Source organism: Roseateles sp. 22389 (assembly GCF_052044995.1).
Lineage (GTDB): Bacteria > Pseudomonadota > Gammaproteobacteria > Burkholderiales > Burkholderiaceae_C > Roseateles.
On record NZ_JBQEOF010000001.1, the window covers coordinates 127,687 to 153,284 of the forward strand.

Here is a 25,598-nt window from a genome sequence, read left to right on the forward strand (position 1 = left end):
TTGGGCCGGTCAACGTGCGCGGAGCCTCCGGGCAGCGGACCACAAGCAGTTCTAATAGGGGGTTTCCCCGTCTGCGTCGAGGGGCAAAGCCCATACCCCGACGCGCTCCGTCCCGTTCCCGACCCTCCCAGGCGTCCACGCACATGAACCAGCTCGAACAACTCAAGGCTTTCACCACCGTCGTCGCCGATACCGGCAACTTCAAGCAACTGGCCCAGTTCACCCCGCGTGACGCGACGACCAACCCGTCGCTGATCCTCAAGGCGGTGCAGTCGCCCGACTACGCCCACCTGCTCGAGGACACCGTCGCCGCCAACAAGACCGACGCGCTGGACCTGATGGTCGACAAGGTGCTGGTGGCCTTCGGTTTGGAGATCCTGAAGGTCGTGCCCGGCCGCGTGTCGACCGAGGTGGACGCGCGCCTGAGCTTCGACACCGTCGCGACGCTGGCCCGTGCGCGCCGCCTGATCCAGATGTACGAGGACGCCGGCATCGGCCGCGAGCGCGTGCTGATCAAGATCGCCTCGACCTGGGAGGGCATCCAGGCCGCGCGCGAGCTCGAGCTCGAAGGCATCCGCACCAACCTGACGCTGCTGTTCTCCTTCTGCCAGGCGGTGGCCTGCGGCGAGAACGGCATCCAGCTGATCTCGCCCTTCGTCGGCCGGATCTACGACTGGTACAAGAAGTCCGCCGGCGCGAACTGGGACGAGGCCGCCAACGCCGGCGCGAACGATCCCGGCGTGAAGTCGGTGACGGCGATCTACAACTACTTCAAGAAGCAGGGCATCAAGACCGAGGTCATGGGCGCGAGCTTCCGCAACGTCGGCCAGATCCAGGCGCTGGCCGGCTGCGACCTGCTGACGATCAGCCCCGACCTGCTGGCCCAGCTGCAGGCCAGCGAGGCCCCGCTGACGCACGCGCTGGACGCGGACGCGGCCAAGGCGCTGGATTTGCCCAAGGTCTCCTTCAACGAAGCGGCGTTCCGCTTCGCCCTCAACCAGGACGCCATGGCCACCGAGAAGCTGGCCGAAGGCATCCGCCTGTTTGCCGCCGACGCCGGCAAGCTGGACCAGATGATCGAAAGCCTGCGATGACCGAGTCCCCGCGTTGCGACCGCAGCCCGACCTGGGCAGCCCTGCAAAGCCATTTCCAGCAATCCGGCCGCGCGTTCGACGTGCGCCAGGCCTTCGCGGCCGACCCCGGCCGTTTCGCGGCCTGGTCGCTGCAGGCGCCGGAGGTGTTCGCGGACCTGTCGAAGAACCGCATCGACGCCCGCACGCTGGAACTGCTGCTGCAGCTGGCCCGGGACGTGCAGCTGGAGTCGCAGCGCGAGGCGCTCTTCAACGGCGACCCCATCAACGCGACCGAGGGCCGCGCGGTGCTGCACACGGCGCTGCGCGCGCCCGCCGGCCAGGGGCCGTTCTCGGACGAGGTGCAGGCCTCGCTCGATCGCATGCTCGCCTTCGCCGATCGGGTGCGTGACCAGGCCAGCAGCGGCATCACCGATGTCGTGCACATCGGCATCGGCGGCTCGGACCTCGGTCCGGCGATGGTGGTGCAGGCCTTGCAGTCGTATGTGCCGGCGGGGCTGAAGCTGCATTTCGTCTCCAACGTGGACGGGCACGACCTGGCCCCGGTGCTGCGCGGCCTGGATCCGAAGACGACGCAGTTCATCGTCGCGTCCAAGACTTTCACGACGCAGGAGACGCTGGCCAACGCGATGGCCGCCAAGGCCTGGTTCCTGGACAGCGGCGGCACCGACATCGCTCGCCACTTCGCGGCGACCACCAGCAATGCCAAGGCGGCGGCCGAGTTCGGCATCGACACGACTTTCGGTTTCTGGGACTGGGTCGGCGGCCGCTACTCGCTGTGGTCGGTGATCGGCCTGCCGATCGCGATCGCGGTGGGCTCGGTCAACTTCCGCGCGCTGCTGGCCGGCGCGCATGCGATGGACCAGCACTTCCGCAGTGCGCCGCTGGAGAAGAATCTCCCCGTGCTGCTGGGCCTGCTGGACGTCTGGTACCGCAATTTCCATGGCTTCAGCAGCCGCTCGGTGGCGCCGTATCACCAGGGCCTGCGCCGGTTGCCCGCCTATCTGCAGCAGCTGGAGATGGAAAGCAACGGCAAGGGCGTCGACCGCGCCGGCGATCCGCTGAGCTTCGGCACCAGCCCCGTGGTCTGGGGCGAGGCCGGCACCAATGGCCAGCACGCCTACTTCCAGATGCTGCACCAGGGCACCGACGTGATCCCGGTCGAGTTCATCGCGGTGAAGACGCCCAACTTCGGCGACCACGTGCGGGGTGAACTGCTGGATCGGCTCAAGGACCAGCACGTCAAGCTGCTCGCGAACTGTCTGGCGCAGTCGCAGGCGCTGATGCAGGGCAAGACCGCCGAGGCGGCCCGCGCCGAGTCCGCGCCTACGGCGTCCAAGGACCTGGATCCGGACGTGCTCGCCCGCCATCGCAGCTTCCCGGGCAACCGTCCGAGCACGACGCTGCTGCTGGACGCGCTGACGCCGTCGTCGCTGGGCGCGCTGATCGCGCTGTACGAGCACCGCGTGTTCGTCAGCGGCGCGATCTGGAACATCAACAGCTTCGACCAGTGGGGCGTCGAACTCGGCAAGGCGCTGTGCAACAGCCTGCTGCCGCGCCTGAGCTCCGGCGACGCGACGGGCCTGGACGGCTCGACCGCCGGGCTGCTTGCCAAGGTGCGCGGCTGATCCCCTTCTCCCTCAGCAGTAGAGATCCCCACAGATGAAGATCGTGTTCGACTTCGGCGCGGTGCTGTTCCACTGGCATCCGCCGAGCTTCCTGGCCCGCGTCTGGGCCCATCGCGTTCCCGACGAGATCGAGGGCGCCGAGATCGCCAAGCACTTCTTCCAGGCCTACAGCGGCGACTGGGGCGCGTTCGACCAGGGGCTGATCGACGCGCCGACGACCGCCGATCGCATCCATGCCCGCACCGGCTGGCCGCGCGAAGAGATCGTGGCGGTGATGGACGCCGTGCCGTCGGAACTCAAGCTGATCGAGGGCACGGCCGCGCTGATCCGCGACCTGAAGGCGCAGGGGCACACGCTGCACTTCCTGTCCAACATGCCGGAACCGTACGCGGACTATCTTGAGCAGACCTTCCCGCTGAAGGACTGGTTCGTGTCGGGCGTGTTCTCGGGCCGGGTGAAGGAGTCCAAGCCGTCGAAGGCCATCTTCGACCTGGCGCTCGCGCAGTTCGGCGCGAAGGCGGACGAGGTGCTCTTCCTCGACGACCATCCGGCCAACATCGCCGCGGCGAAAGAACTCGGGTGGCACACCCACCTGTTCACGACGCCTGAGCTCGCTCGCCAGGACCTCGTGCGGCGGGAGTTGCTTCCCGCCTGAGGCGCGCAATGAAGAACCGGCCCGAGGGCCGGTTCTTTCATTTGGAGGCGTCGTCCTCGTCGACGGTCGTCGGGGGCGCGGCCACCCGGAAGGACTCGTCGGACCAGTGGCCCAGGTCGATCTGGCGGCAGCGCTCACTGCAGAACGGGCGCCAGAGGTTGTCCGGCGAGAACAGGCTGTCGCCGCCACAGGTCGGGCAGGGGACGATGCGCGGCGCCGGGGTGGCGGGAATGAATCGCTCGGTCATGACGGTACGGCTGTCAGGAACACAGGGTGAGTTCGAAGGTGGCGTCGACGGGTGCCGGTTTCAAGCGCCCGTCCTCGTCCTGGCGCATCAGGCGGATCGAGACCATCAGACGGTGGCCGCTGATCTCCGGAATCAGCCCCAGGCTCGGATCGATGCGCATGCGCAGCAGCTGGAAGCTGCGACCCGGCGGCAGGCTCTGCTGGTACTGGCCGCCATGCGCCGCCACCTTGTGCGGCGAGCCACTGTCCCGCAGCAAGCCCAGCAGGACGTTGAGCGCCTCGGCCATCGGCATCAGCGTCTGGGCCCACTGCATGAGGTCATTGCGCCGGCGCACCGGCAGCAGTTGCTGCCAGGCGTAGTAGGCTGGCAGGTCGAATTCACAGGTGCCGCCCGGGATGGAAATCCGGCTCCGGATGCTCATCAGCCATTCGTTCGTGGTGAGCGCGTGGCCCGCCTTGCCCGGCAACTGGTTGAGCTTGTCGAACGCGGCGTCGATCCGGCCGACCACCTCGTCCAGCACCGCTTCCGAGACCGCGGGATTGCCGCGGTAGCCGTTGAACTGCGTGCGGTGGCGTTCCAGCTCCTTGAGCAGGTCGGCCTTTAGGTCGGCGCGCGAGGCGACATCCATGACCTCGAAGATGGTGGCCAACGCGAAGTGGTGATCCATCGCGGTGTCGCGCGCCATCAGCTGACCGAGCCGATCGAACAGGTGTTCGAGTCTGAGCATCGTGCGGATGCTCTCGTTGAACGGATATTCGTAGAGGACCAAGTCGACCATCCCTTTGCGGCAAGGGGCCATTGTTCCACAGTGCGCCGATGCATCACCCTGGCCGGGTGAGGGGTGGTCAGAACAGGGGACTGGTCAGCAGTTGGCCGACTTCTTCTCGCAGTTGCGACAGGGTCAGGCCGTCGTTGTGGATCACCGCATCGGCGGCGGCGCGACGCTGCGCCCGCGTCGCCTGCTGGGCGAGGATGGCCCGCACGGCGCCCTCGCTCAGGCCGGACCGGGCCATCACCCGGGCGATCTGGGTGGATTCGTCGCAGTCGACCACCAGCACGCGGTCCACGAGGCGCCGCCAGCGGCCCGACTCGACCAGCAAGGGCACGTCGAAGACGACCCGCTGGCCGGCCGAGGCGAGCGCGGCCTGCCGTGCCGTCTCGGCGCCGATCATCGGATGGAGGATGCTTTCGAGCGTCTGTTTCGCAGCGGGATCGCGGAAGGCCAGTTCGCGCATCGCGGCGCGGTCCAGCGCGCCATCGCTGGCAACGAACGGTCGGCCGAACCGGGCTTCGATCGCCGCCATCGCGCCCCCGCCCGGGGCCGTCAATGCGCGCGAGATGGCGTCGGTGTCGACCAGCAGCGCGCCGCCCAGTTCCACCAGCGCCGCCGCCACGGTGCTTTTGCCGCTGCCGATGCCGCCGGTGAGTCCGATGCGCATGGGAGGCCCGGCGGACGGGATCAGATCGCCTGCAGACCGAGCCAGGCGGTGACTTCGGCGGTGCCGATCAGCAGCACCGCGAGCCCGCCGCCCGCCAGGAACGGACCGAACGGGACATAGCGGCCTTCGCGCAAGCCGCCTCGCAGCTTGAGCGCGATGCCGACCACCGCGCCGATCAGCGAGGCGAACAGCGCGACCGGCAGCACCATCTGCCAACCCAGCCACGCGCCCAGGGCGGCCAGCAGCTTGAAGTCGCCGTAGCCCATGCCTTCCTTGCCGGTGGCCAGCTTGAAGATCCAGTAGATCGACCAGAGGGACAGGTAGCCGGCCAGCGCGCCGATCAGCGCGTTCGGCAAGGACACCGGGATCCAGCCCGCATGCGCGGCGACCAGTCCCGCCCACAGCAAGGGTTGGTTGATGCTGTCCGGCAGCAGCGTCGTGTCCCAGTCGATCCCCGCCAGCGCCACCAGCGCCGCCGCGAAGCCGCAATAGAGCAAGGCGCTCGGTTGCGGGCCCAGGCGCCAGGCGATGCCGGCGAACAGCAGGCCGGTCAGCAGTTCGACGAAGGGATACCGCGGCGAGATCGGTGCCTTGCAGGCGGCGCACTTCCCGCCCAGACGCAGCCAGCCTAGCAGCGGCAGGTTCTCGTGCCAGCGCAGGGCGTGACCGCAATGCGGGCAGCGCGACGCCGGCCGGATCAGCGAGAACGCGGGCTGGCGGTCCAGGGCTTCCCGCAAGGGGGCGACGGAGGCGGCCAGTTGCCTGGCCTTGGCCTCATCCAGTCCCGCGTGGGTGCGCAGGTCGTCTTCCTGGGCCAGCTGGTCCGCGCAATCGGACAGCCAGGTCCGATGCAGCATCACCGGCGTCCGGTAGATGACCACGTTCAGGAAGCTGCCGACGCACAGGCCGATCAGGCCGAGGAAAGCGGGCGACAGCAGCGCTTCCAGCAGGCTCTGGTCCAGCACTTACACCACCGCGCCGAGCTTGAAGATCGGCAGGTACATCGAGATCACGATGCCGCCGATCAGCGTGCCCAGGAACACGATGATGATGGGTTCCATCAGGCTGGACAGCGCCTTCACCGCGTCGTCCACTTCTTCTTCGTAGAAGTCGGCGGCCTTGCCGAGCATGTGGTCCAGCGAGCCGGACTCCTCGCCGATCGAGGACATCTGCAGAACCATCACCGGGAAGATCCCCGTCGTCTGCATCGAGGTCGTCAGCGACGCGCCGGTGGACACGTCACGCTGGATCTTCTCGGTCGCCTCGACGAACACCGCGTTGCCGGAGGCGCCGCCCACCGAGTCCAGCGCTTCCACCAGCGGCACGCCGGCGGCGAACATCGTCGCCAGCGTGCGCGTCCAACGCGCCACCGCCGACTTGTAGATCAACTGGCCGAAGACGGGGATCTTCAGCAGCAGCCGGTCCATGAACTTCTGCATCTTCTCCGAGCGTTTCCAGCTCTGGAAGAAGAAGTAAAGGCCGCCGCCGATGACGCCGAAGATCAGCCACCAGTAGGCGACGAAGATCTCGGACATGGCCATCACGAACAGCGTCGGCGCGGGCAGGTCGGCGCCGAAGGACTTGAACACGTCCTTGAAGGCCGGGATCACGAAGATCATGATGACCGCCGTCACGACGAAGGCCACCACCAGCACCGCGATCGGATAGGTCAACGCCGACTTGATCTTGCCCTTCAGCGCGACGGTCTTTTCCTGGTAGATGGCCAGGCGGTCCAGCAGCGCTTCGAGAATACCGCCCTGCTCGCCGGCCTCGACCAGGTTGCAGTACAGCGCGTCGAAGTAGAGCGGATGCTTGCGGAAGGCCGCCGACAGCGAGGTGCCGGTCTCGACGTCCTGGCGGATGTCGGTCAGCAGCTTGGTCAGGCGGGGGTTGGGACTGCCCCGGGCGACGATGTCGAAGGCCTGCAGCAGCGGCACGCCGGCGCGCATCATCGTCGCCAGCTGGCGCGTGAAGACGGCGATGTCCTTCTGCTTGATGGACTTGCCGCCAGAGCTGCGCCGCTTCTTGACCTTGGTGACCAGGATGCCCTGGCGCCGCAACGAGGCGCTGATGACGGCTTCGCCGCCAGCGCGCATCTCGCCGCGCACGATCTTGCCGTTGCGGTCCTTGCCTTCCCACTCGAAGACGAATTCCTTGATGTTCTTGCTGGTCGCGCTCTTGCCGCTTGCGGTGGTCGTCGCCATATCACCTCCTGCCGTCGCGCCAGGGGACTGGCGCTCCCAATCTTTGATTCGTTCGAACGGTCCCGGTGGCCGGACGCCAGACGCACGAACGCGGCGCCCGAGGACGCCGCGTCATGTCGCCGGTGTCATTCGTTGGTGGCCGCCAGCACCTCTTCCAGTGTCGTGACGCCCGCCCGGACCTTGACCAGCCCGGACTGCCGCAAGTCCCGCACGCCATCGGCGCGGGCCTGCTCGGCGATGTCCATGGCCGTTCCCTCGGACAGAATGATCCGCTGAATCGCCTCGCTGATGGGCATCACTTGGTAAAGACCGACACGGCCTCGATAACCATTGTTGCAATTCGAGCAGCCGACGGCGCGATAGGGCTTCCAGCTGCCGTCGAGTTCCTCCTCGGCGAACCCGGCGCGGACCAGCGCCTCGCGGGGGTACTCGGCCGGCGCCTTGCAGTTTTCGCACAGCCGGCGGGCCAGGCGCTGGGCGGTGATCAGCAGGACGCTGGAGGCGATGTTGAACGGGGCCACGCCCATGTTCAGCAGACGCGTGAGGGTGGTGGGCGCGTCGTTCGTGTGCAGCGTCGACATCACCATGTGGCCGGTCTGCGCCGCCTTGATGGCGATGTCGGCCGTTTCCAGGTCGCGGATCTCACCGACCATGATGATGTCGGGATCCTGGCGCAGGAAGGCCTTGAGCGCCGCGGAGAAGGTCAGTCCCGCCTTGTCGTTGACGTTGACCTGGTTGATGCCGGGCAGGTTGATTTCCGCCGGGTCCTCGACGGTCGAGATGTTGGTGCCGGGCTGGTTCAGGATGTTCAGGCAGGTGTACAGCGACACCGTCTTGCCGGAGCCGGTCGGCCCGGTGACCAGGATCATCCCGTAGGGGCGGTGGATGCACTGCAGCAACCGCTCCTTCTCGATCTTCTCGTAGCCCAGGGCCTCGATGCCCAGCTTCGCCGACGACGGGTCCAGGATCCGGATCACGATCTTTTCACCGAACAGCGTCGGCAGCGTGGAGACCCGGAAGTCGATGGCCTTGGAGCCGAACTTCAGCTTCATCCGGCCGTCCTGCGGGACGCGGCGTTCGGAGATGTCCAGCCGCGAGATGACCTTGATGCGCGAGGACAGCTTGTCCTTGATCGCGATCGGCGGCTGGGTGATCTCGCGCAGTTCGCCGTCGACGCGGAAGCGCACGCGGTAGTGGTACTCGAACGGTTCGAAGTGGAGGTCCGATGCCCGCATGTTGATGGCGTCGACCAGCATCTTCTGCAGGAAGCGCACGACCGGCGCGTCCTCCACGTCGGTGATGTCCTGCGACTCTTCCGGCGGCGGGGCGTCTTCCTCGGCGATGTCGAAGTCGAAGTCCTCGCCGGAGATCGCCTCCAGCGCCTCGGCGGTCGACGCGGCCGTGATGCCCAGCAGCTTCGCGAGCTTGTCGTGCTCGACGATGATCCATTCGGGGGTCAGCTGGGTCGCGAACTTGATGCGCTCGACCGCCTCCTGCTCCGTCGGATCGGCGCCGCCGATGAAGAGCCGGTTGCCCCGCCGTGCCAGCACGACGACTTGGTACTGGGTGGCCAGCTTGGCGTCGATGATGTTCTGCGGGAGCTTGTGCGCGTCGACCGCGTTCAGGTCCAGCAGCGGCAGCGCCAGCGCGTGCGAGAGCGTATGGGCCAGGTCCGAGGGCGACACGGTCCCCGATGCCATGACCGCGTTGACGAAGCTAGTCTTCTTCTCCCGCGCCAGCTTGACCAGGTCCTCGGCGGCCTGCGGCTTGAGCTTGCCGGCATGCACCAGCACGCGGGCAACGCCGGACAGGGCGGACTGAGGGGGTTCGGCCAATGTGGTGTCCACGGATATCGCCATCGGTTGGGTCTTGCCTGATGCCCGGCGCTGGCGCCGGAACGACCTCTCACTTTACCCCCTTGAACGAAGGGGTGACGCCGGGGATGCCCCGGGCATTCACTGAAGTCAGACGCTCCGTGCAATTTCGGCGTTGGGCACTGGAAATTGAGCGGGAAATGTGCGAGGGCTGGAGGCTACCAGCGGAGTTTCAGCCCCACGCTGCCCTGCAGCGACGAGTTGAAACGAGACTCGCCGCCGATGGCCGCGACGTGTCCCATTTCGCCATAGGCGCTGGCCGTCGGGGAAAGGGTCAGCGTGAAGCCGGCCGCGAGCTCTGCGGCACTGGCGCCGGTGCCGGCGGCGAGGTCGGTCGTCCATGCCGGTCCGACGAACCGCGTGAGGTCGTGTCCGCCGCTCGTGCGGTACAGGTTGAGGCGTGCGTAGGGTTGCAGGCGGCCGGCGCCGGTGGCGACGTCGCCCTTGAGGCGCAGGCCCAGCCGGCCCGTCCATCGGCCCTGCGGTTGTTGCTGCACGGTGGCGCCGCTGATTTGTGCGTCGTCGAAGCGGCTCGCCTGATAGATCACCTGCGCTTGGGGCTCGAGGCTCCATCCGGCAGCGACGGGTTGCGACTTGCCGGCTTCGAGGGAGACCGTGACGCCACGGGCGCGGGCGGTCGAGTTCGTGTCGTCCTCCGGACGCACGCTGTAGCGATGGCGGCCGAGTTGGAGCACGCCATCGGCATAGAAGCCATCTGGATCGCTCCAGGTCGCGTAGCCGCCGAGATGGCGCGACTGCAGGTCGGTGCTGCCGGCCCGCGCCTGGAGGCCCCCGAATCGGCCGTCCACGTCGGTCCGACCGTCCATCAGGCCGAGGAAGACGCCCGCGCGCCAGGCGCCGTTCACCAGCAGGTCGGTGCCGGCCTGCAGGCCGGAGACGTGTCCCTGACTCCGCGGGGCGATGTCGCCGGCCTGGCGGATGTCGAGGTCGCTGTAGACGGCGCGAGCCCAGGCGCGACGACCGGCCTCGCCGGTGTCGTCGCCCATGCGGCGGTGCAGGTTGCCCAGCATGGCCAGGTCCGCCTGGCGCAGTTGCGCCGGCAATGCGGCGAAGAGCGCTGCATCGGTCCGGTAGGTCGAGCGCAGATACCAGTCTTCGCCGGCGCCGGTCGCGTCGGCCGCCTGGAGCCTGTACCTGTACGCGCCGGCGTCCACATGGTCGCCGTCCAGCCTGAAGGCGTCCTTGCTGGTCTGGGCCGTCGTCGTGGCCCCGTTGATCGCCTCGACGATCCGGATGCCGTCTCCGGTGGTCGGGGCGCCCAGGCCGCCGACGTTGGTGATCCGCAGCGTGGTGCTGCCGCTCACCGTGCCGCCATCGACCACGATGCGGTCGGTCTGCGAGTCGGAGCCGCCCAGCGCGGTGTGCAGCTGCACCGTGCCGCCCTGGCCGACCCAGTTGCCCGCGACGGTCAGGGTGCGGGGGGTGAAGACCTGCTCGGGGTCGGGGGTGGCGATGTGGCCGGCGAGATCGAGTCCGCTCAACGTGGAGTTGGCGGTCATCGTCCATTGGCTGGTGCCGTCGACGGTGAGATGGGCTCCCGCGATGCTGCCGACGAGGCGCGACGACTCGAGCAAGCGGGCGTTCAGGACGCTGGAGGCATCGGCGGCGAGGTTGCCGTTCAAGGTGCTGCGACTTGCCGTTGCGGTGAGCGTGCTGCCGTTGACGGCGCTGATCACGTTGCTTCCCGCGATGGCGGTGGCCGTGCTGTCGTTCAAGGTCAGCGCGCCGCCGGCGGCGCCCTCGGCGCGAACGAGGTCGCCCGACGCGTTGGTGATGACGAAGCGGTCGAAGCGGGCCTGCTGGGAAGCGCCCGGCGCGAAACCGATGGCGGTGCCCGCCGCGCTGATCGTGCCACCGCCGGTGGCCGCGATCGTGGCGTTGTCGGCGACGAGCAGCGCGCCGAAGCTGGTGGCGTCGTTCGTGGCGACATGCAGCGTTCCCGTCGCGTTGATGGCGCCGCCCAGGTCGGCCAGCAGGCCGGCCGCGTAGGACTCCGGGTTGCCGGCCGGAACATCCGCCCGCGTGACGCCGGTGACATTGATCGTCACCGCGCCGGCCAGGTTCACCTGCGACCCGATGTCTCTTGCCGAGACGCCTTGCCCATTGACGCCGCTGACATCGATCGTGGTGGTCGAGGAAGCGCCGGCATTCACGATGCCCGCGGTCACCGTCCGGATGCCGGATCCATTGACGCTGCCGACGGTGATCGTGGTCGGGCCGTTGTAGGTGATGGTTCCGGCCGTCTTCACTTTCAGGCCCGAGGCCTGGAGGCCGCTGGTGCTGAGGTTCGCTGCGCCGTTCAGCGTGACGGTTCCGCCGGTGTCGGCGACAACGGCGTCGGACCTCGAATCGCCCGCGGTGCTGACAGTCACATCGCCGTTGACGATCAATGTCCCGCCAATGGCGCGCAGGCCCGGCGAGTAGGCGCTGCCGCGACCCATGGTGATCTGGGTCGTGCCATTGAGCGTGATCGTGCTGCCGGCGTCCTGGACCAGGGCGCCGTGGTTGCCCGAACCGTTGGGCAGCGTGATCGTCAACGGCCCGTCGACCGTGATGGTCGCGCCGCCATCGGCGACGAGACCCTGATTGCCGCTGCCGGTGGGCGCGCGACTGATGGTGGCGCCTCCCCGCAAGTTGACCTGCGAGCCGGCGCCGGTCGCGTAGGCGCCGGAACGGCCGTTGCTCGACAGGGTCACGGTGGTGGCGGTCGCGGCATTGATCACGCCGCCGCCAACCGAGGACAGGACGCCCATGCCGGAAGCGGCGCCGGTGCTCGAGTAGCTGCCGCTGGCGGTGCAAGTCGTGCCGTTGCTCGCTTGCAGCCAGGCGCCGGCCGTGCCGGTGCATGCCGCGAAGGCCTCGTGGGGGGTGAATGCCGCAGCGATCAGTGCTGCGACAAGCATGCGGGAGGGAGTGCCGGCATCGGGGCCGGGCAACGAGAAGGAGGGGCGGGAGCCTTGCATGATCAGATCCTTGGCAGTGCGGACGGCGCTGCCGGCTGACCCTGGATATGCGCCCGTCGCAGGCCGTTGCCGCAGGGTGAATGTAGGGAGCGGACGGGGGCATGTCCTGTCCGATTCCCAACGGTGCGATGTTGGTGCTGTCTTCGGTAGCAGGGGCCCGGGATCTGCCGCGGAACCCGGTGCGAGGCGGCGCAGGGTGCTGAATGCGTCGACGCGGAGCGCCGAAAAGGAAAAAGCCCAAGTGGTCGATCCACTTGGGCTTTTTTGAATCCTGGTCGGGGTGAGAGGATTCGAACCTCCGGCCTCTACGTCCCGAACGTAGCGCTCTACCAGGCTAAGCTACACCCCGTTTTGGTCATTCGATCGAGAGTTTGTTCAAGAACTTCTCTCCACCGACTGAGCCGCAAATTCTAGCAGGCTTTCTTTCCACTTGGAAAGGGGGAGTGCCGACAAATGTTGTCGCGCCTGTGCGACTTCCGCGCGGGCAGCCTCGCGGGTCGCCTCCAGCGCGCCGGTGCGGCGCACGATCGCGACGATGTCCTGCAGCCGTTCCACCTCGCCATGCTCGATCGCGTGGCGGATCAGGGCGCGGTCGTCGTCGGTACCGCGTTCCATGGCGATCAGCAGCGGCAGGGTGGGCTTGCCTTCACGCAGGTCGTCCCCGACGTTCTTGCCCAGCGAATCGCTGGTGCCCTCATAGTCCAGCGCGTCGTCGATCAGCTGGAAGGCGGTGCCCAGCGAGCGGCCGTATCCGGCGCAGGCTTCCTCCAGGGTGGGGGGCGCATCGGCGAGCACCGCGCCCAGGCGCGCGCTGGCCTCGAACAGCTTGGCCGTCTTGTAGCGGATGACGCGCAGATAGCTGTCGACCGCGACGTCCGGGTCATGCATGTTCATGAGCTGCAGGACTTCGCCCTCGGCGATGACGTTGGTCGCGTCGGCCAGCACCTCGAGCACGCGCATGCGATTCACCGACACCATCATCTGGAAGGCGCGCGAATACAGGAAGTCGCCCACCAGCACGCTGGCCGCGTTGCCGAACAGGGCGTTGGCCGTCTGCTTGCCGCGGCGCAGCGCGGACTCGTCGACGACATCGTCGTGAAGCAGGGTCGCGGTGTGGATGAATTCGACGACCGCCGCGAGCTCGCGGCTGGCGGGGGAGTCGGCGCCCAGCGCGTTGGCGAACATCAGCACCAGCTTGGGCCGCATCCGCTTGCCGCCAGCGTGAATGATGTACGCGGAAATCTGGTTGATCAGCGCGACGTCCGATCGAAGCCGCTGCGCGATCACGGCATCGACTTCGTTCATCTGCGCATTCAGCGCCTCGAGGACCTCGGCAACAGGGGTAGAGGCAATGGGTTGCACTCTGGACTCACGGTGAGGGGAAGCGCGGATTATAGGAAGGCCCGCGCGAGGCGCCGGCTGAGCCACGCGCTCTTGCGCACCCGCGCGACTGGCCGGCGCCGTGACGACCCGTGGCGGAGTGCGCATCCGGACGTTCCGCCAAGCGCGAAGGCCGATGGCTGCGGGCTTGGGCGCGTCTCAGGGTTTGCATCAGCAGGGGTGCCTGTGCTACATTCTCGGGCTCCGCATCTCCATGCGGTGTTTTTTCTTGGGCGGTCGGCAGGGTGCCTCGTGGCGCTTCGTGGATCGCTCGCATGTGAAAGGGCTGATATGTACGCGGTCATAAAAACCGGTGGCAAGCAATACAAGGTTGCTGCTGGCGAAAAGATCAAGGTAGAACAGATTGCTGCGGAAGTTGGCCAAGAGATCGTGATTGACCAGGTGCTGGCTGTCGGAAACGGCGCGGACCTCAAGATCGGGACTCCCTTGGTTGCTGGCGCCAGCGTCAAGGCCACCGTGGTGGCTCATGGCAAGCACGACAAGGTGCGCATCTTCAAGCTGCGTCGTCGCAAGCACTACAAGAAGAGCCAAGGCCATCGCCAGACGTTCACCGAGCTGGAAATCAGCGCGGTCAACGGCTGATCCTCGACTCACTCGCAATCTGATCAAGGAGTAATCCATGGCACAGAAAAAGGGCGGCGGCTCGACACGAAACGGCCGCGACTCGAAGCCGAAGATGCTTGGCGTCAAGGTGTACGGCGGCCAGACCGTCTCGGCAGGCTCGATCATCGTCCGCCAGCGCGGCACGAAGTTCCACGCCGGCACCAACGTGGGCATGGGCAAGGACCACACGCTGTTCGCGCTGATCGACGGCACGGTGTCCTTCACCGTCAAGGGCGAAAACAGCCGCTCCACCGTCGTCGTCACGGCGGCCTGAGCGCGTTGATGTCCTGACGCCGCGGGCGGAAGACCTGGTCTTCCGCTTCCGGCGGACCCAGAGCCCCGGCTTCGTCCGGGGCTTTGTTTTTTCGGGACCCGTGACTGTGGGTTCCGGCGCCGACCGCAAGTTCCGGCGAAACCTGACTCGCTCCGATTCAAAGCATGTCCTCGCGCGGGAGCACGGGGGCCTGAATTACGATAGCCCCGCTCCGGGACTGAAGGCCATCCATGAAGTTCGTTGACGAAGCCACCATCGATATCGCCGCCGGCAACGGCGGTGCGGGCTGCGCCAGTTTCCGCCGCGAGAAGTTCATTCCCTTCGGCGGTCCGGACGGGGGCGACGGCGGCCGCGGCGGCAGCGTCTATGCGGTGGCCGATCGCAACCTCAACACGTTGATCGACTACCGTTATGCGCGGCGCCACGAGGCGCGCAACGGCGAAGCGGGCCGGGGCTCGGACCAGTTCGGCGCAGCGGCCGAGGACATCATGCTGAAGGTGCCGGTCGGCACCATCGTGCGGGACCTCGAGACCGACGAGATCATCGCCGAGCTGCTCGAGCCCGATGTGCCGGTGCTGCTGGCCAAGGGCGGCGATGGCGGCTTCGGCAACCTGCATTTCAAGACCTCGACCAACCGCGCGCCGCGTCAGAAGACGCCCGGCTGGCCGGGCGAGGTCAAGAAGATCAAGATGGAACTGCGCGTGCTGGCCGACGTCGGCCTGCTCGGCCAGCCCAACGCCGGCAAGTCGACGCTGATCGCGGCCGTCTCGAATGCCCGCCCCAAGATTGCCGATTACCCCTTCACCACGCTGTATCCCAACCTGGGCGTGGTGCGCGTCGGGCCGGAGAAGAGCTTCGTCATCGCCGACATCCCGGGCCTGATCGAGGGCGCCGCCGAAGGTGCCGGCCTGGGTCACCAGTTCCTGCGTCACCTGCAGCGCACGCGCGTGCTGCTGCATGTGGTCGACCTGGCGCCGTTCAATCCCGACGTGGATCCGGTCGCGGAGGCCAAGGCCATCGTCAAGGAACTGAAGAAGTACGACGAGGCGTTGTACGAGAAGCCGCGGTGGCTGGTGCTCAACAAGCTGGACATGGTGCCGGCCGAGGAGCGCGCCGCCCGCGTGAAGGATTTCGTCAAGCGCTACAAGTGGAAGGGACCGGTGTTCGAGATCTCCGCGCTGACGCGCGAGGGCTGCGAGCCGTTGATCCGCGCCATCTACGATCACGTCGCCGCGATCCAGGCGCCGCCGGTCGAGGACCCGGATGCGCGCTTCGACGAGCCGACGATCGATCCGCCCAAGGCCTTCCAGGAAACGCGCAAGACGCGCGCCGCCAAGGCCAAGGTGATCAAGGCGGCGAAGGCGGAGTCCGCCGGGGCGACGCCCGCGAAGACGCCGCGCGGCAAGAAGGCTGACAAGGCTGAGAAGGCGGAGAAGCCGCCCGAACGCGATCCGCGCTTCGACCCGCTGCCCTGAACGCGTCCCCGGCATTGCCCTGACTTCCGGCTTCGGTCCACGACTCCCTCATCCTCCCATCGCATGAGCAACGGCAACCTGAACGGCGAATTGACTGGTGTCCTGCGGGACGCGCGACGGATCGTCGTGAAGGTGGGTTCCAGCCTGGTGACCAACGAGGGGCGGGGCGTGGACGCCGAGGCCATCGGCAACTGGTGCCGCCAATTGGCGGAACTGGCCCGCGAGGGCCGCGAGGTGGTGATGGTCTCCAGCGGCGCGATCGCCGAAGGCATGAAACGCCTGGGCTGGGCCAGCCGGCCGAAGGAGCTGCACGAGTTGCAGGCGGCCGCCGCCGTCGGCCAGATGGGCCTGGCGCAGATGTACGAGACCAAGCTGCGCGAACAGGGCCTCACCAGCGCGCAGGTGCTGCTGACGCATGCCGACCTGGCCGATCGCGAGCGCTACCTGAACGCGCGCTCGACCTTGCTGGCGCTGCTGCAGCATCGTGTGCTGCCGGTCATCAACGAGAACGATACGGTCGTCAACGACGAGATCAAGTTCGGTGACAACGACACGCTGGGCGCGCTGGTGGCCAACCTGGTCGAGGCGGACGCCCTGGTGATCCTGACGGACCAGAAGGGCCTGTATTCCGCCGACCCGCGCAAGGACCCGAACGCGCGCTTCATCGATCGCGCGACCGCTGGCAGACCCGAGCTGGAAGAGATGGCCGGCGGCGCGGGATCGAGCATCGGGCGGGGCGGGATGATCACCAAGATCCTGGCGGCCAAGCGCGCGGCGAGCAGCGGCGCCAACACGGTGATCGCCTGGGGGCGGGAGCCCGACGTGCTGCTGCGGCTGGCGCACGGCGAGTCGATCGGCACGGCCCTGATGGCGTCGACCGCCAAGCTGGCGGCTCGCAAGCAGTGGATGGTCGACCATCTGCAGTTGCGAGGGAAGGTGGTCGTCGATGCCGGCGCGGCGATCAAGCTGCGCGACGAAGGCAAGAGCCTGCTGCCGATCGGCGTGCAGGAGGTGTCCGGCGAGTTCCATCGCGGCGACGTCATCGCGGTCATCGACCTGACGGGCAAGGAATTGGCGCGCGGCCTGACCAACTACGGCAGCGCCGAGGCGCGGCTGATCGCGCGCAAGCCGTCCTTCGACATCGAGCGGGTGCTGGGTTACGCCGCCGAGCCCGAGTTGATCCACCGCGACAACCTCGTGCTGCGCTGATCGATCGGCGCGAGCATCCAACCACGACCCAGAAGAAAGGCGCCCGAGGGCGCCTTTGTCTTGCCCGGTCCGCCGCCTCCAGGGCGGCGCCGGTCCGATCAGTCCTTCGCCGGCTCCACCGAACCGGTTTGGGGGGCGGCAACCGGCGAGGCGGCATCGCGACGCTCGCGGGCTTCCTGGGAATGACCATCCGCGGCGTGCGCGGCGACTTCCTGCTCGTGAGGCCGAGGGTCGACGCGGTCGTGCCGGTGATGATCCTGCTCGTTGGACCCGCCATGCCGATCGCCGCGCGGTGGCGGCCGCATGCCCGCCCGCAGATAGCGATTGTGATGATTGAGCCGGGGCAGGAAGCGGGCGAGTTCGGTCAACGCCATCTGGTAGACGCCGCGCTTGAACTCGATCACCGCTTCCAGCGGCACCCAATACTCGTTCCAGCGCCAGGCATCGAACTCGGGGTGGTCGGTCGCGCGCAGATTCATGTCGCTGTCGCGACCGGTCATCTGGAGCAGGAACCAGATCTGTTTCTGCCCGCGATAGTGGCCGCGCGCGTCGCGCCGGATGAAGTGATCGGGAACCTCGTAGCGCAGCCAGTCGCGGGTGCGCGCGATGATGCGCACGTGGTCTGCGGTGAGGCCCACTTCCTCATGCAGCTCTCTGAACATCGCCTGCTCGGGCGTTTCGCCATGCTTGATGCCCCCTTGGGGGAACTGCCAAGAATGGGTGCGTATGCGCTTGCCCCAGAACACCTCGTTCTTGTGGTTGAGCAGGATGATGCCGACGTTGGGCCGGAAGCCTTCACGGTCGAGCATAATCAACCTCAAATCATTCGTTGGATTGATTATTGCACCGGGCCCGAGCCCCGGCGCGATCATCGCTAACCCTCGGTGGTGAACGGTTTTTCCGCGGCGGCACGGCTGACCGCGGACTTTTATTTTCTGCGCCCATGAAAGCCTCCCAGTTCTTCGTCTCCACGCTCAAGGAAGCCCCCGCCGACGCGGAAATCGTCAGCCACAAGCTCATGATGCGGGCCGGCATGATCAAGCGCCTGGGCGCCGGCATCTACAACTACATGCCGATGGGCCTGCGGGTGATCCGCAAGGTCGAGCACATCATCCGCACCGAGATGAATCGCGCCGGCGCGGTCGAGCTGCTGATGCCGGTCGTGCAGCCGGCGGAGCTCTGGCAGGAGACCGGCCGCTTCGACAAGATGGGCCCCGAGCTGCTGCGGGTGAAGGATCGCCACGGCCGTGACTTCATCATCCAGCCGACATCGGAGGAGGTCATCACCGACATCGCCCGCCAGGAGCTGCGCAGCTACAAGCAGCTGCCGAAAAACTTCTATCACATCCAGACGAAGTTCCGCGACGAGCGCCGGCCCCGCTTCGGCATCATGCGCGGGCGCGAGTTCACGATGAAGGACGCGTACTCGTTCGACCGCGACAAGGACGCGGCCGGCCGCAGCTACGACAACATGTACGCGGCCTACTGCCGGATCTTCGATCGCCTGGGCCTGCAATACCGCGCCGTGGCGGCGGACACCGGCGCGATCGGCGGCGACCGCTCGCATGAATTCCAGGTCATCGCCGAGACCGGCGAGGACGCGATCATCTATTGCCCGACCAGCGACTACGCCGCCAACATCGAGCTGGCCGAGGCGCTGTCGCTGATCGCGACGCGGGGTGCCGCGACGCAGGCGCTGACGAAGACGCCGACGCCCGGCAAGGCGACCTGCGCCGATGTGGCCGAGCTGCTGAAGCTGCCGCTGTCGCAGACGGTGAAGTCGCTGGTGCTGGCGACCGACGAACTCGATGAACACGGCACCATCGTCAAGTCGCAGGTCTGGCTGCTGCTGGTGCGCGGCGACCACGACCTGAACGAAGTGAAGGCCGGCAAGCTGGAAGGCCTGAAGGGCGGCTTCCGCTTCGCCACCGCCGCGGAGATCGACGCCCACTTCGGCTGCAAGCCCGGCTACCTGGGCCCGATCGGCCTGAAGCAGCCGGTCAAGGTCATCGCCGACCGCACGGTCGCGAACATGTCCGATTTCGTCTGCGGCGCCAACGAGGCCGACTTCCACTTCACCGGCGCCAACTGGGGCCGCGACCTGCCCGAACCCGACCTGATCGCCGACATCCGCAACGTCGTCGAAGGCGACCCGTCGCCGGACGGCAAGGGCGTGCTGGCGATCCAGCGCGGCATCGAGGTCGGCCACGTCTTCTATCTGGGCACGAAGTACTCGGCCGCGATGAACGCGACCTACCTGGACGAGAACGGCAAGCCGCAGCTGATGGAGATGGGCTGCTACGGCATCGGCGTGACCCGCATCCTGGGCGCGGCGATCGAGCAGAACCACGACGAGCGCGGCATCGTCTGGCCGGCGTCGATCGCCCCCTTCACCGTGGTGATCTGCCCGATCGGCATGGACCGCAACGAGGACGTGAAGGCCGCCGCGACGAAGCTCTACGACGAGTTGCTGGACCTGGGCATCGACGTGCTGCTGGACGATCGTGGCGAGCGCCCCGGCGCGATGTTCGCCGACTGGGAACTCGTCGGCGTGCCGCACCGGGTCGTGATCTCCGATCGCGGCCTGAAGGAAGGCCAGGTCGAGGTCCAGGGCCGTCGCGATGCCGCCGCCACCAAGCTGGCGCTGGCCGAGGTGGTCGCCCACCTGAAGCAACGCCTGGCGTGAGTCCGGCTCGTCCGCCGCAGCGCGTCGCGGCGGTGGACGCGCTCCGCGCGCTGGCGCTGCTGCCGGTGGTCGCGGTCAACTGGGTCGGTTATCCGGCGCTGCCCGACGCCGGCCCGCTGAGCCCGCCCGCCAGCGACGAAGGCCTGGTGGCCCAGGCGCTGTCCTGGCTGCTGCATGCGCTGGTGGCTGGCAAGGGCATCGCGCTGCTGGCGTTCCTCTTCGGCTACAGCCAGGGGCTGTCGCAGACGCGCGGGGTGGACGCCCTGGTCAAGCGCCGCCGCCGGCTGGCCAAGATGCTGACGCTGGGCCTGCTGCACGGCTGCCTGCTCTACATGGGCGACATCCTGACGCTGTATGCCGTGGCCGGCTCGCTGCTCGCGGTCTGGGCCGGCCACTCGATGGCCAAGCTGAAGCTGCGGATCCGGGTGCTGATCGCCCTGAACTTGGCGGTGATCGGTTTCACGGTGGTGCTGGCGAATCTGCCGCTGGCCGGCGAACCCTCGGTGCCATTGATGGCGCCGGCGCCTTGGGCGGAGTGGACGCTGCGCAATGCCGGCCACTTCACCGCGACGACGATCGCCTTCATGACGCTGGGCATCCCGGTGCCGCTGCTCCTGATGACGGGCGGCTTGATGGCGGCGCGGCTGCGCCTGTTCTCCCACCCGCGCTGGGAACCCGCGTTGCGGCGCTGGTCGCGTCGCTGGCTGTGGCCGGCGGTGGCGGTGAACATCGCGTTCACCTCGCTGCTCTGGCCGGGCCTGCGCGATGGCGACAGCTTCGTCACCGGGCGCTACGCGATCTTCTATCTCTATCCGACGATGCTGCTGCTCAGTGCCGCGGTACCGGCCCTGGTCTTGCGGATGCGGCGCGATCCTCGCCTGCTGGAAGCGCTGGCGCCGCTGGGCCGGCACACGCTGACGCTCTATCTGTTCAGCTCGGTGCTGAGCTTTGCGCTGTTCAGCGGCGCGGGGCTGTCGTGGCAGCCAGGCACCTTGGTCACCACGGGGCTGGCGCTGGCGTACTGGGTGGGCGGGCTGCTGCTCGCGCGGGCGCGCGGACCGCGACCTTTGCCGCTGGAACGCTGGCTGTCGCGCTGACGGCGCCGGCCAGCGCCGTTACGATGCCGCGCCTCCCCCTTTCCGATGTCGATCGCCGCCGATCCTCTTTCCGTTGACGTGACCGCTTTCCGCTCCCCAACGATCTCCCCGAGTTCCCGCCGCGCGCTGCTGCTTGCGGGCGCGGCCGCCTGCCTGCCGCGACCGGCCGTCGCCGGTGCCCAGCAGGAAGAGCCGCTGGCCGATGCCGTGCGCTCGGCGCTGTCGGCGGCGATTGCCTCGGACGCTCCGCCCAAGCCCCGCTTCGACGCCATCGAGCCGCGCCTGGCCTACCTGCGCTGGCTGGGGGAGATGAGCGAGCGCATGAAGCGCAAGAAGAGCGAAGCGCAGACGCGGATCGAGTTCCTGGAGACGCTCTGGTACGAGAGCGCGCGGGCGGGCCTGGAGCCGGCGCTGGTGCTGGGCCTGGTGCAGGTGGAGAGCGGCTTCCGCAAGTACGCGATCAGCGTGGCGGGCGCGCGCGGCTACATGCAGGTGATGCCGTTCTGGACGCGCTCGATCGGTGACGGGCAGGTGTCCCGGCTGTTCCACATGCAGACCAACCTGCGCTTCGGCTGCGTGATCCTGCGTCACTACCTCGACATCGAGAAGGGCAATCTGTTCCTCGCGCTGGGGCGCTACAACGGCAGCCGCGGTCGGGCCGAGTATCCCAACCTGGTGATGGGCGCGCGCAAGGCCTGGCTGATGCCGGGACAGAGCTGAGGCCCCGGCGCGGGAGCGCGCTCACGGGTGATCGCGAGCGCTCAGGTCGGACCACCGGCGGGCGCCCTCGATGCCCGGCCGCATCGGGTTCAGGCGTGGGAACGCAATCCCTGCCAGGCCTGCGGCGCGGCGCCCGGCAACTGCGCCAGTTCAAGCACGCGTTCGACCGTTTCCGCGACCATCTCTTCGATCGAGGTCGGCTTCAGGTAAAGCGCCGGCAGCGGCGGGAAGACGATGCCGCCCATCTCGGTCACCGCCGTCATGTTGCGCAGGTGGGCAAGGTTCAGCGGCGTCTCGCGCACCATCAGGATCAGCCGGCGGCGCTCCTTGAGCGTGACGTCGGCGGCGCGGCTCATGAGGTTGTCCGAGAGCCCGTGCGCGACCGCGGCGAGCGTGCGCATCGAGCAGGGCGCGATCACCATCGCGGCGGTCGGGAAGCTGCCGCTGGCGACGCAGGCGCCGATGTCGCCGGGCGCGTAGGCAACGTCCGCCTCGCGCTCGAGCGCATCGCGCGCGAGCCCCAGTTCATGGTGGGCGTTCAGCACGCCGGCGGGGCTCAGGATCAGGTGGGTTTCCGCCCCGATCGCGCGGGCGCGGCGCAGCAGCTGCAGCCCGTAGGCCGCGCCCGTCGCGCCGGTGATGCCGACGATCAGGCGCGGACGCTGCGCCGCGGCGGCCGTCATCAGGCCTTGGCCAGCAGCTGCTGCAGCTCGCCGCTCTCGTACATCTCCATCATGATGTCGGAGCCGCCGACGAACTCGCCGTCGATGTAGAGCTGCGGGATGGTGGGCCAGTTCGCGTATTCCTTGATGCCCTGGCGCACGCCCTCGTCCTCGAGGACGTTGAAGGTCTTCAGCTCGCTGGCGCCGCTGGCCTTCAGGATCTGGATCGCGCGGCCGGAGAAGCCGCACATCGGGAACTGGGCGGTGCCCTTCATGAAGAGCATGACCCGGTTGCCTTTGACCAGGTCGTCGATGCGTTGCTGAACGTCGCTCATGGCGGAATCCTCTGAAAGCTGATGCGGGAAGACGTGTGCGGGAGCGCGCCGGGACGGCACGGCGGGCCGCGCGATCCGGCGATTATCGGGCAGCGGACATGCCCGCGCTCGGCGGAGCCCAAGGCCCGTCGGTCCGCCGGCGGTGACGCTCAGAAGCTGTAGCTGACGCCGAACTGGACGACCGGCCGGTAGCGCAGGTCCTGCGACAGATCGGCCTGCGGCGCGCTGTTGCCCAGGCGCAGCGCGGAGGCGCCGCCACCGACCACGCCCAGGTCGGCGCTGAAGCCCCAACCGCCCCGCAGCGAGTAGCTGGTGTAGCCGACGCCGACGTAGGACAGCGAGAGATTGGGCTCGCGATCCGGGCCGGTGAGCAGGCTGAGACTGCGGCTGCCCGCCGACAGCGACGGCGTCAAGGCCGCGCCGCGGCCGAGCGCCAGGCCGGAGCTGCTCTGCAGCAGCGACATCGGGCCCAGCATGAGCCCGCCGGTGGCCCGCAGGCCGCCACGCGTGCCGGCGCCCAGGCCGGAACCGGTCAGGTAATAGTCCGCCAGCAGGTTGGCGCTCAGCAGGCGGCTGCCGCGGCGGGCGTCGAAGGAGAGGGCGTCGTCGTCCTGGCTCTGGCTCACCTGCAGGCGGGCCTGCCAGGCGGTGAAGGCCTTGCGGTCGGGCTTCAACTGCAGGCCTTGTTGGGCCCAGGCGGCACCGGCCATGCAGACACTGCCGGCCAGGACCACGGCAAGGCGCAAGAGCAAGGGGGCGGCGCGCATGACAGGTCTCCCAGACTGACGACAACACCCGTTTCGAAATGGTTCAAAACGGGCACCAAGTCAGACCATGCTACGCCCCACCGAGTTACCGCGCCAGATCGAGTTGCGGGGGTTTCCCGGCACTGTTGCGGATTCCCGGCGCGGGTTCCCGCAGTGTGGAAACAGCGTGTGAAGTTGGGTGCAAATGGTTGAGATCCGAACGCGGCGCGCGCTCAGCCGGGCCAGCGACCGCCGGTGGCGCGGGGCTGGCCGCCGAGGTCGCGGCGGGTCTCGACCTCGAGGAAGCCGCGCCCGCGCAGCATCGCGGCGACGGCGTCGGCCTGGTCGAAGCCATGCTCCAGCAGCAGCCACCCGTCGGGGCGCAGCCATGCGGGGGCCCCCTCGATCAGGTGGCGAAGGTCGGCCAGGCCATCCCCTTCGGGGGTGAGCGCGGTGCGAGGTTCGTGCTTCAGGGCGTCCAGGTGGCGGTCGTCCCCCGCCACGTAGGGCGGGTTGCTGACGATCAGGTCGAAGGGGGCCTGACCCGCCAGGGGCTCGAACCAGCTTCCCAGGTGACCGTCGACCTGCAAGCCCAGTCGCTGCGCGTTGTCCAGCGCCACCGCGAGTGCGCCCGGGCTGAAGTCGACCATGCGGACATCGGCGTCCGGCCGCTGCGACTTGATCGACAGCGCGATCGCGCCGGTGCCGGTGCCCAGGTCCACGACGCGCGGGGGACGCGGCCCCTCCAGGCGCTCCAGCGCCCACTGCACCAGCAGCTCGGTGTCGGGACGGGGGATCAGGGTGTCGGGGGTGACGCGCAGCGTCAGGCCGAAGAACTCCTTCTCGCCGGTGAGATACGCCAGCGGCACGCCATCCAGGCGGCGCGCCAGCCAGTGGTGGAAGCGCTCCGTCGCCACGGCGTCGAGCGGGTCCGTGTCATGGCCGATCAGCCAAGCGCGCGAGACCCCGAGCAGCGCCTGCAGCAGGTACTGCGCCTCGGCGCGCGGCAGGCCGGCGGCGATCGCGGCCCGCTCGGCGTCGATGACGGTCAGCGCGGAGCCGCCGCCCGGTCGAGCGCCCGGGTCGGCGTGGCCATTGCGGATGCTCATGTCGCCCCGCCTTCCAGCGCGGCAAGCTGCTCGGCCGCCTGCGCCTGCTGCAGGCCCTGGAGGACGTCGCGGAGGTCGCCATCCATGATCGCGCCCAGCTTGTACAGCGTCAGGTTGATCCGGTGGTCGGTCAGGCGTCCCTGCGGGAAGTTGTAGGTGCGGATGCGATCGCTGCGGTCGCCGCTGCCGATCAGGCTCTTGCGCTGGGCCGCCTCCTTGGCGGCGCGCTCGCTGCGGTCCTTCTCGCGCAGCCGCGCGGCGAGCACCGCCATCGCCTTGGCCTTGTTGCGGTGCTGGCTGCGGTCGTCCTGGCATTCGGCGACCAGGCCGGTGGGCAGATGGGTGATGCGGATCGCGCTGTCGGTCTTGTTGACGTGCTGCCCGCCCGCGCCGCTGGCGCGGAAGGTGTCGATGCGCAGGTCGGCGGGATTGAGCTGGATCTCCTCGGCCTCGTCCGGCTCGGCCATGACGGCGACCGTGCAGGCGCTGGTGTGGATGCGGCCCTGCGACTCGGTCGCCGGCACGCGCTGCACGCGATGGCCGCCGGATTCGAACTTCAGCTGCCCGTAGACGCCGTCGCCATCGAGCCGCAGCACGATTTCCTTGTAGCCGCCCAGATCCGATTCATTGGCCGACAGCACCTCGCAGCGCCAGCCCTGGGCTTCGGCGAAGCGCGTGTACATGCGGGTCAGGTCGCCGGCGAAGAGCGCCGATTCGTCGCCGCCGGTACCGGCGCGGATCTCCAGGAAGGCGGGCCGATCGTCGTCGGGGTCCTTGGGAATCAGTGCCAGCTGCAGCTCCTGGTCGAGCTGATCGAGGTCCGCCTGGGCCGCGTCGATCTCCTCGCGCGCCATCTCGGCCATGTCCGCGTCGCCGCTGTCGAGCAACTCGCGCGCCGCGGCCAGGTCCTGTTCGCGCTGGACGTAGCGGCGGTAGCGCTCGACGAGCGAGGACACCTCCGCCTGCTCGCGCGTCAGCGCGCGGTAGCGCTTCATGTCCGCGGCGACGCTGCCGTCGGCGAGGGTGGTGTCGAGTTCCGCCAGCCGGTAGCCGAGGCGGTCGAACTGCTGGCGCAGGGCGTCTTTCATGGGGAATCCGGAGGGAGTGCGGCCCCTCGAAGGGGGAGCGGACGGAGCGGTCGGCGGGGGGAAACACGGCG

Annotated in this window: 24 protein-coding genes and 1 tRNA gene; 10 read left to right on the top strand and 15 right to left on the bottom strand. The window is 68.2% G+C overall.

Features of this window, described 5'->3' with window-relative positions:
• Positions 1-143 precede the first annotated feature (143 nt).
• Genes tal through ACTJKJ_RS00560 form a run of 3 tightly spaced genes read left to right on the top strand, consistent with a single transcriptional unit; the run spans position 144 to position 3,374 of the window.
• On the top strand, positions 144-1,094 hold the full coding sequence (tal, locus tag ACTJKJ_RS00550; protein ID WP_297384191.1) for a transaldolase: 951 nt from the start codon (positions 144-146) through the stop codon (positions 1,092-1,094).
• Positions 1,091-2,719 (top strand): glucose-6-phosphate isomerase, encoded by a 1,629-nt coding sequence (gene pgi, locus ACTJKJ_RS00555; protein WP_297384190.1) that lies wholly within the window; start codon positions 1,091-1,093, stop codon positions 2,717-2,719. Before tal ends, pgi begins: the two co-directional genes overlap by 4 nt.
• Positions 2,720-2,753: 34 nt before the next feature.
• On the top strand, positions 2,754-3,374 hold the full coding sequence (locus tag ACTJKJ_RS00560; protein WP_297384188.1) for an HAD family hydrolase: 621 nt from the start codon (positions 2,754-2,756) through the stop codon (positions 3,372-3,374).
• Positions 3,375-3,411: 37 nt separating this feature from the next.
• Here ACTJKJ_RS00560 and ACTJKJ_RS00565 read toward each other — a convergent pair whose 3' ends face one another.
• The 9 genes from ACTJKJ_RS00565 to ACTJKJ_RS00605 form a co-directional block, all read right to left on the bottom strand.
• Positions 3,412-3,621 (bottom strand): DNA gyrase inhibitor YacG, encoded by a 210-nt coding sequence (locus ACTJKJ_RS00565; RefSeq protein WP_091727156.1) that lies wholly within the window; start codon positions 3,619-3,621, stop codon positions 3,412-3,414.
• Positions 3,622-3,634: 13 nt separating this feature from the next.
• Complete coding sequence (zapD, locus tag ACTJKJ_RS00570; RefSeq protein WP_091731524.1) at positions 3,635-4,390, bottom strand: cell division protein ZapD; 756 nt, start codon at positions 4,388-4,390, stop codon at positions 3,635-3,637.
• Positions 4,391-4,466: 76 nt separating this feature from the next.
• A complete protein-coding gene (gene coaE, locus ACTJKJ_RS00575) occupies positions 4,467-5,060 on the bottom strand; it encodes a dephospho-CoA kinase (protein ID WP_297384185.1) in 594 nt (197 codons plus the stop codon).
• Between the two features lie 20 nt (positions 5,061-5,080).
• Complete coding sequence (locus ACTJKJ_RS00580; protein ID WP_297384316.1) at positions 5,081-6,022, bottom strand: prepilin peptidase; 942 nt, start codon at positions 6,020-6,022, stop codon at positions 5,081-5,083.
• 3 nt (positions 6,023-6,025) lie between these two features.
• Positions 6,026-7,264, bottom strand: coding sequence for a type II secretion system F family protein (locus ACTJKJ_RS00585; RefSeq protein ID WP_091727152.1), 1,239 nt, complete (start codon positions 7,262-7,264; stop codon positions 6,026-6,028).
• Positions 7,265-7,389: 125 nt separating this feature from the next.
• Positions 7,390-9,123 (bottom strand): type IV-A pilus assembly ATPase PilB, encoded by a 1,734-nt coding sequence (gene pilB / locus ACTJKJ_RS00590; protein WP_091727150.1) that lies wholly within the window; start codon positions 9,121-9,123, stop codon positions 7,390-7,392.
• A 173-nt stretch (positions 9,124-9,296) separates the two neighbouring features.
• Positions 9,297-12,122: an autotransporter family protein gene (locus ACTJKJ_RS00595; RefSeq protein ID WP_440819288.1), complete on the bottom strand. Its 2,826-nt coding sequence runs from the start codon at positions 12,120-12,122 to the stop codon at positions 9,297-9,299.
• 272 nt (positions 12,123-12,394) lie between these two features.
• A tRNA-Pro gene (locus tag ACTJKJ_RS00600) sits at positions 12,395-12,471 on the bottom strand.
• A gap of 26 nt (positions 12,472-12,497) precedes the next feature.
• A complete protein-coding gene (locus ACTJKJ_RS00605; RefSeq protein WP_091727143.1) occupies positions 12,498-13,427 on the bottom strand; it encodes a polyprenyl synthetase family protein in 930 nt (309 codons plus the stop codon).
• Between the two features lie 366 nt (positions 13,428-13,793).
• Here ACTJKJ_RS00605 and rplU point away from each other — a divergent pair, with 366 nt between their 5' ends.
• From rplU to proB, 4 genes are all read left to right on the top strand, one after another.
• On the top strand, positions 13,794-14,105 hold the full coding sequence (rplU, locus tag ACTJKJ_RS00610; protein ID WP_067065598.1) for a 50S ribosomal protein L21: 312 nt from the start codon (positions 13,794-13,796) through the stop codon (positions 14,103-14,105).
• Positions 14,106-14,142: 37 nt separating this feature from the next.
• Positions 14,143-14,400 carry a 50S ribosomal protein L27 gene (rpmA, locus tag ACTJKJ_RS00615; RefSeq protein ID WP_091727137.1) on the top strand — a complete coding sequence of 86 codons (258 nt, stop codon included), beginning with the start codon at positions 14,143-14,145 and terminating at the stop codon, positions 14,398-14,400.
• Between the two features lie 230 nt (positions 14,401-14,630).
• Positions 14,631-15,875: an Obg family GTPase CgtA gene (gene cgtA, locus ACTJKJ_RS00620; protein WP_175538345.1), complete on the top strand. Its 1,245-nt coding sequence runs from the start codon at positions 14,631-14,633 to the stop codon at positions 15,873-15,875.
• 63 nt (positions 15,876-15,938) lie between these two features.
• Positions 15,939-17,084, top strand: coding sequence for a glutamate 5-kinase (gene proB / locus ACTJKJ_RS00625; protein ID WP_147240013.1), 1,146 nt, complete (start codon positions 15,939-15,941; stop codon positions 17,082-17,084).
• Between the two features lie 98 nt (positions 17,085-17,182).
• Here proB and ACTJKJ_RS00630 read toward each other — a convergent pair whose 3' ends face one another.
• Positions 17,183-17,893 (bottom strand): RNA pyrophosphohydrolase, encoded by a 711-nt coding sequence (locus tag ACTJKJ_RS00630; RefSeq protein WP_343605505.1) that lies wholly within the window; start codon positions 17,891-17,893, stop codon positions 17,183-17,185.
• A 134-nt stretch (positions 17,894-18,027) separates the two neighbouring features.
• Here ACTJKJ_RS00630 and ACTJKJ_RS00635 point away from each other — a divergent pair, with 134 nt between their 5' ends.
• From ACTJKJ_RS00635 to ACTJKJ_RS00645, 3 genes are all read left to right on the top strand, one after another.
• Positions 18,028-19,770, top strand: coding sequence for a proline--tRNA ligase (locus ACTJKJ_RS00635; protein ID WP_440819289.1), 1,743 nt, complete (start codon positions 18,028-18,030; stop codon positions 19,768-19,770).
• Positions 19,767-20,867, top strand: a complete 1,101-nt coding sequence (locus ACTJKJ_RS00640) for a DUF418 domain-containing protein (protein WP_440819290.1) — start codon at positions 19,767-19,769, stop codon at positions 20,865-20,867. The genes ACTJKJ_RS00635 and ACTJKJ_RS00640 overlap by 4 nt, the downstream gene beginning before the upstream one ends.
• Before the next feature lie 78 nt (positions 20,868-20,945).
• A complete protein-coding gene (locus ACTJKJ_RS00645; protein WP_440819291.1) occupies positions 20,946-21,587 on the top strand; it encodes a lytic transglycosylase domain-containing protein in 642 nt (213 codons plus the stop codon).
• An 89-nt stretch (positions 21,588-21,676) separates the two neighbouring features.
• Here the strand turns inward: ACTJKJ_RS00645 and ACTJKJ_RS00650 are convergent, their stop codons facing one another.
• The 5 genes from ACTJKJ_RS00650 to prfA all read right to left on the bottom strand — a co-directional run bounded on the left by ACTJKJ_RS00650 (position 21,677) and on the right by prfA (position 25,527).
• Positions 21,677-22,270 (bottom strand): UbiX family flavin prenyltransferase, encoded by a 594-nt coding sequence (locus ACTJKJ_RS00650; protein WP_175538343.1) that lies wholly within the window; start codon positions 22,268-22,270, stop codon positions 21,677-21,679.
• Positions 22,270-22,584, bottom strand: a complete 315-nt coding sequence (gene grxD, locus ACTJKJ_RS00655; protein ID WP_091727119.1) for a Grx4 family monothiol glutaredoxin — start codon at positions 22,582-22,584, stop codon at positions 22,270-22,272. The genes ACTJKJ_RS00650 and grxD overlap by 1 nt, the downstream gene beginning before the upstream one ends.
• Positions 22,585-22,733: 149 nt before the next feature.
• Positions 22,734-23,351 carry a hypothetical protein gene (locus tag ACTJKJ_RS00660; RefSeq protein WP_091727117.1) on the bottom strand — a complete coding sequence of 206 codons (618 nt, stop codon included), beginning with the start codon at positions 23,349-23,351 and terminating at the stop codon, positions 22,734-22,736.
• A gap of 212 nt (positions 23,352-23,563) precedes the next feature.
• A complete protein-coding gene (gene prmC, locus ACTJKJ_RS00665) occupies positions 23,564-24,439 on the bottom strand; it encodes a peptide chain release factor N(5)-glutamine methyltransferase (RefSeq protein WP_440819292.1) in 876 nt (291 codons plus the stop codon).
• The gene (gene prfA / locus ACTJKJ_RS00670; protein WP_440819293.1) at positions 24,436-25,527 is read right to left on the bottom strand and encodes a peptide chain release factor 1; all 1,092 of its coding nucleotides are present in this window, start codon (positions 25,525-25,527) and stop codon (positions 24,436-24,438) included. The genes prmC and prfA overlap by 4 nt, the downstream gene beginning before the upstream one ends.
• Positions 25,528-25,598: the final 71 nt, after the last annotated feature.

Coding starts and splice junctions, on each gene's coding strand:
- tal (WP_297384191.1), top strand. CDS start 144: ATGAACCAGCTCGAACAACTCAAGGCTTTCACCACCGTCGTCGCCGAT.
- pgi (WP_297384190.1), top strand. CDS start 1,091: ATGACCGAGTCCCCGCGTTGCGACCGCAGCCCGACCTGGGCAGCCCTG.
- ACTJKJ_RS00560 (WP_297384188.1), top strand. CDS start 2,754: ATGAAGATCGTGTTCGACTTCGGCGCGGTGCTGTTCCACTGGCATCCG.
- ACTJKJ_RS00565 (WP_091727156.1), bottom strand. CDS start 3,621: ATGACCGAGCGATTCATTCCCGCCACCCCGGCGCCGCGCATCGTCCCC.
- coaE (WP_297384185.1), bottom strand. CDS start 5,060: ATGCGCATCGGACTCACCGGCGGCATCGGCAGCGGCAAAAGCACCGTG.
- ACTJKJ_RS00585 (WP_091727152.1), bottom strand. CDS start 7,264: ATGGCGACGACCACCGCAAGCGGCAAGAGCGCGACCAGCAAGAACATC.
- pilB (WP_091727150.1), bottom strand. CDS start 9,123: ATGGCGATATCCGTGGACACCACATTGGCCGAACCCCCTCAGTCCGCC.
- ACTJKJ_RS00595 (WP_440819288.1), bottom strand. CDS start 12,122: ATGCAAGGCTCCCGCCCCTCCTTCTCGTTGCCCGGCCCCGATGCCGGC.
- ACTJKJ_RS00605 (WP_091727143.1), bottom strand. CDS start 13,427: ATGAACGAAGTCGATGCCGTGATCGCGCAGCGGCTTCGATCGGACGTC.
- rplU (WP_067065598.1), top strand. CDS start 13,794: ATGTACGCGGTCATAAAAACCGGTGGCAAGCAATACAAGGTTGCTGCT.
- rpmA (WP_091727137.1), top strand. CDS start 14,143: ATGGCACAGAAAAAGGGCGGCGGCTCGACACGAAACGGCCGCGACTCG.
- cgtA (WP_175538345.1), top strand. CDS start 14,631: ATGAAGTTCGTTGACGAAGCCACCATCGATATCGCCGCCGGCAACGGC.
- proB (WP_147240013.1), top strand. CDS start 15,939: ATGAGCAACGGCAACCTGAACGGCGAATTGACTGGTGTCCTGCGGGAC.
- ACTJKJ_RS00630 (WP_343605505.1), bottom strand. CDS start 17,893: ATGCTCGACCGTGAAGGCTTCCGGCCCAACGTCGGCATCATCCTGCTC.
- ACTJKJ_RS00635 (WP_440819289.1), top strand. CDS start 18,028: ATGAAAGCCTCCCAGTTCTTCGTCTCCACGCTCAAGGAAGCCCCCGCC.
- ACTJKJ_RS00650 (WP_175538343.1), bottom strand. CDS start 22,270: ATGACGGCCGCCGCGGCGCAGCGTCCGCGCCTGATCGTCGGCATCACC.
- grxD (WP_091727119.1), bottom strand. CDS start 22,584: ATGAGCGACGTTCAGCAACGCATCGACGACCTGGTCAAAGGCAACCGG.
- ACTJKJ_RS00660 (WP_091727117.1), bottom strand. CDS start 23,351: ATGCGCGCCGCCCCCTTGCTCTTGCGCCTTGCCGTGGTCCTGGCCGGC.
- prmC (WP_440819292.1), bottom strand. CDS start 24,439: ATGAGCATCCGCAATGGCCACGCCGACCCGGGCGCTCGACCGGGCGGC.
- prfA (WP_440819293.1), bottom strand. CDS start 25,527: ATGAAAGACGCCCTGCGCCAGCAGTTCGACCGCCTCGGCTACCGGCTG.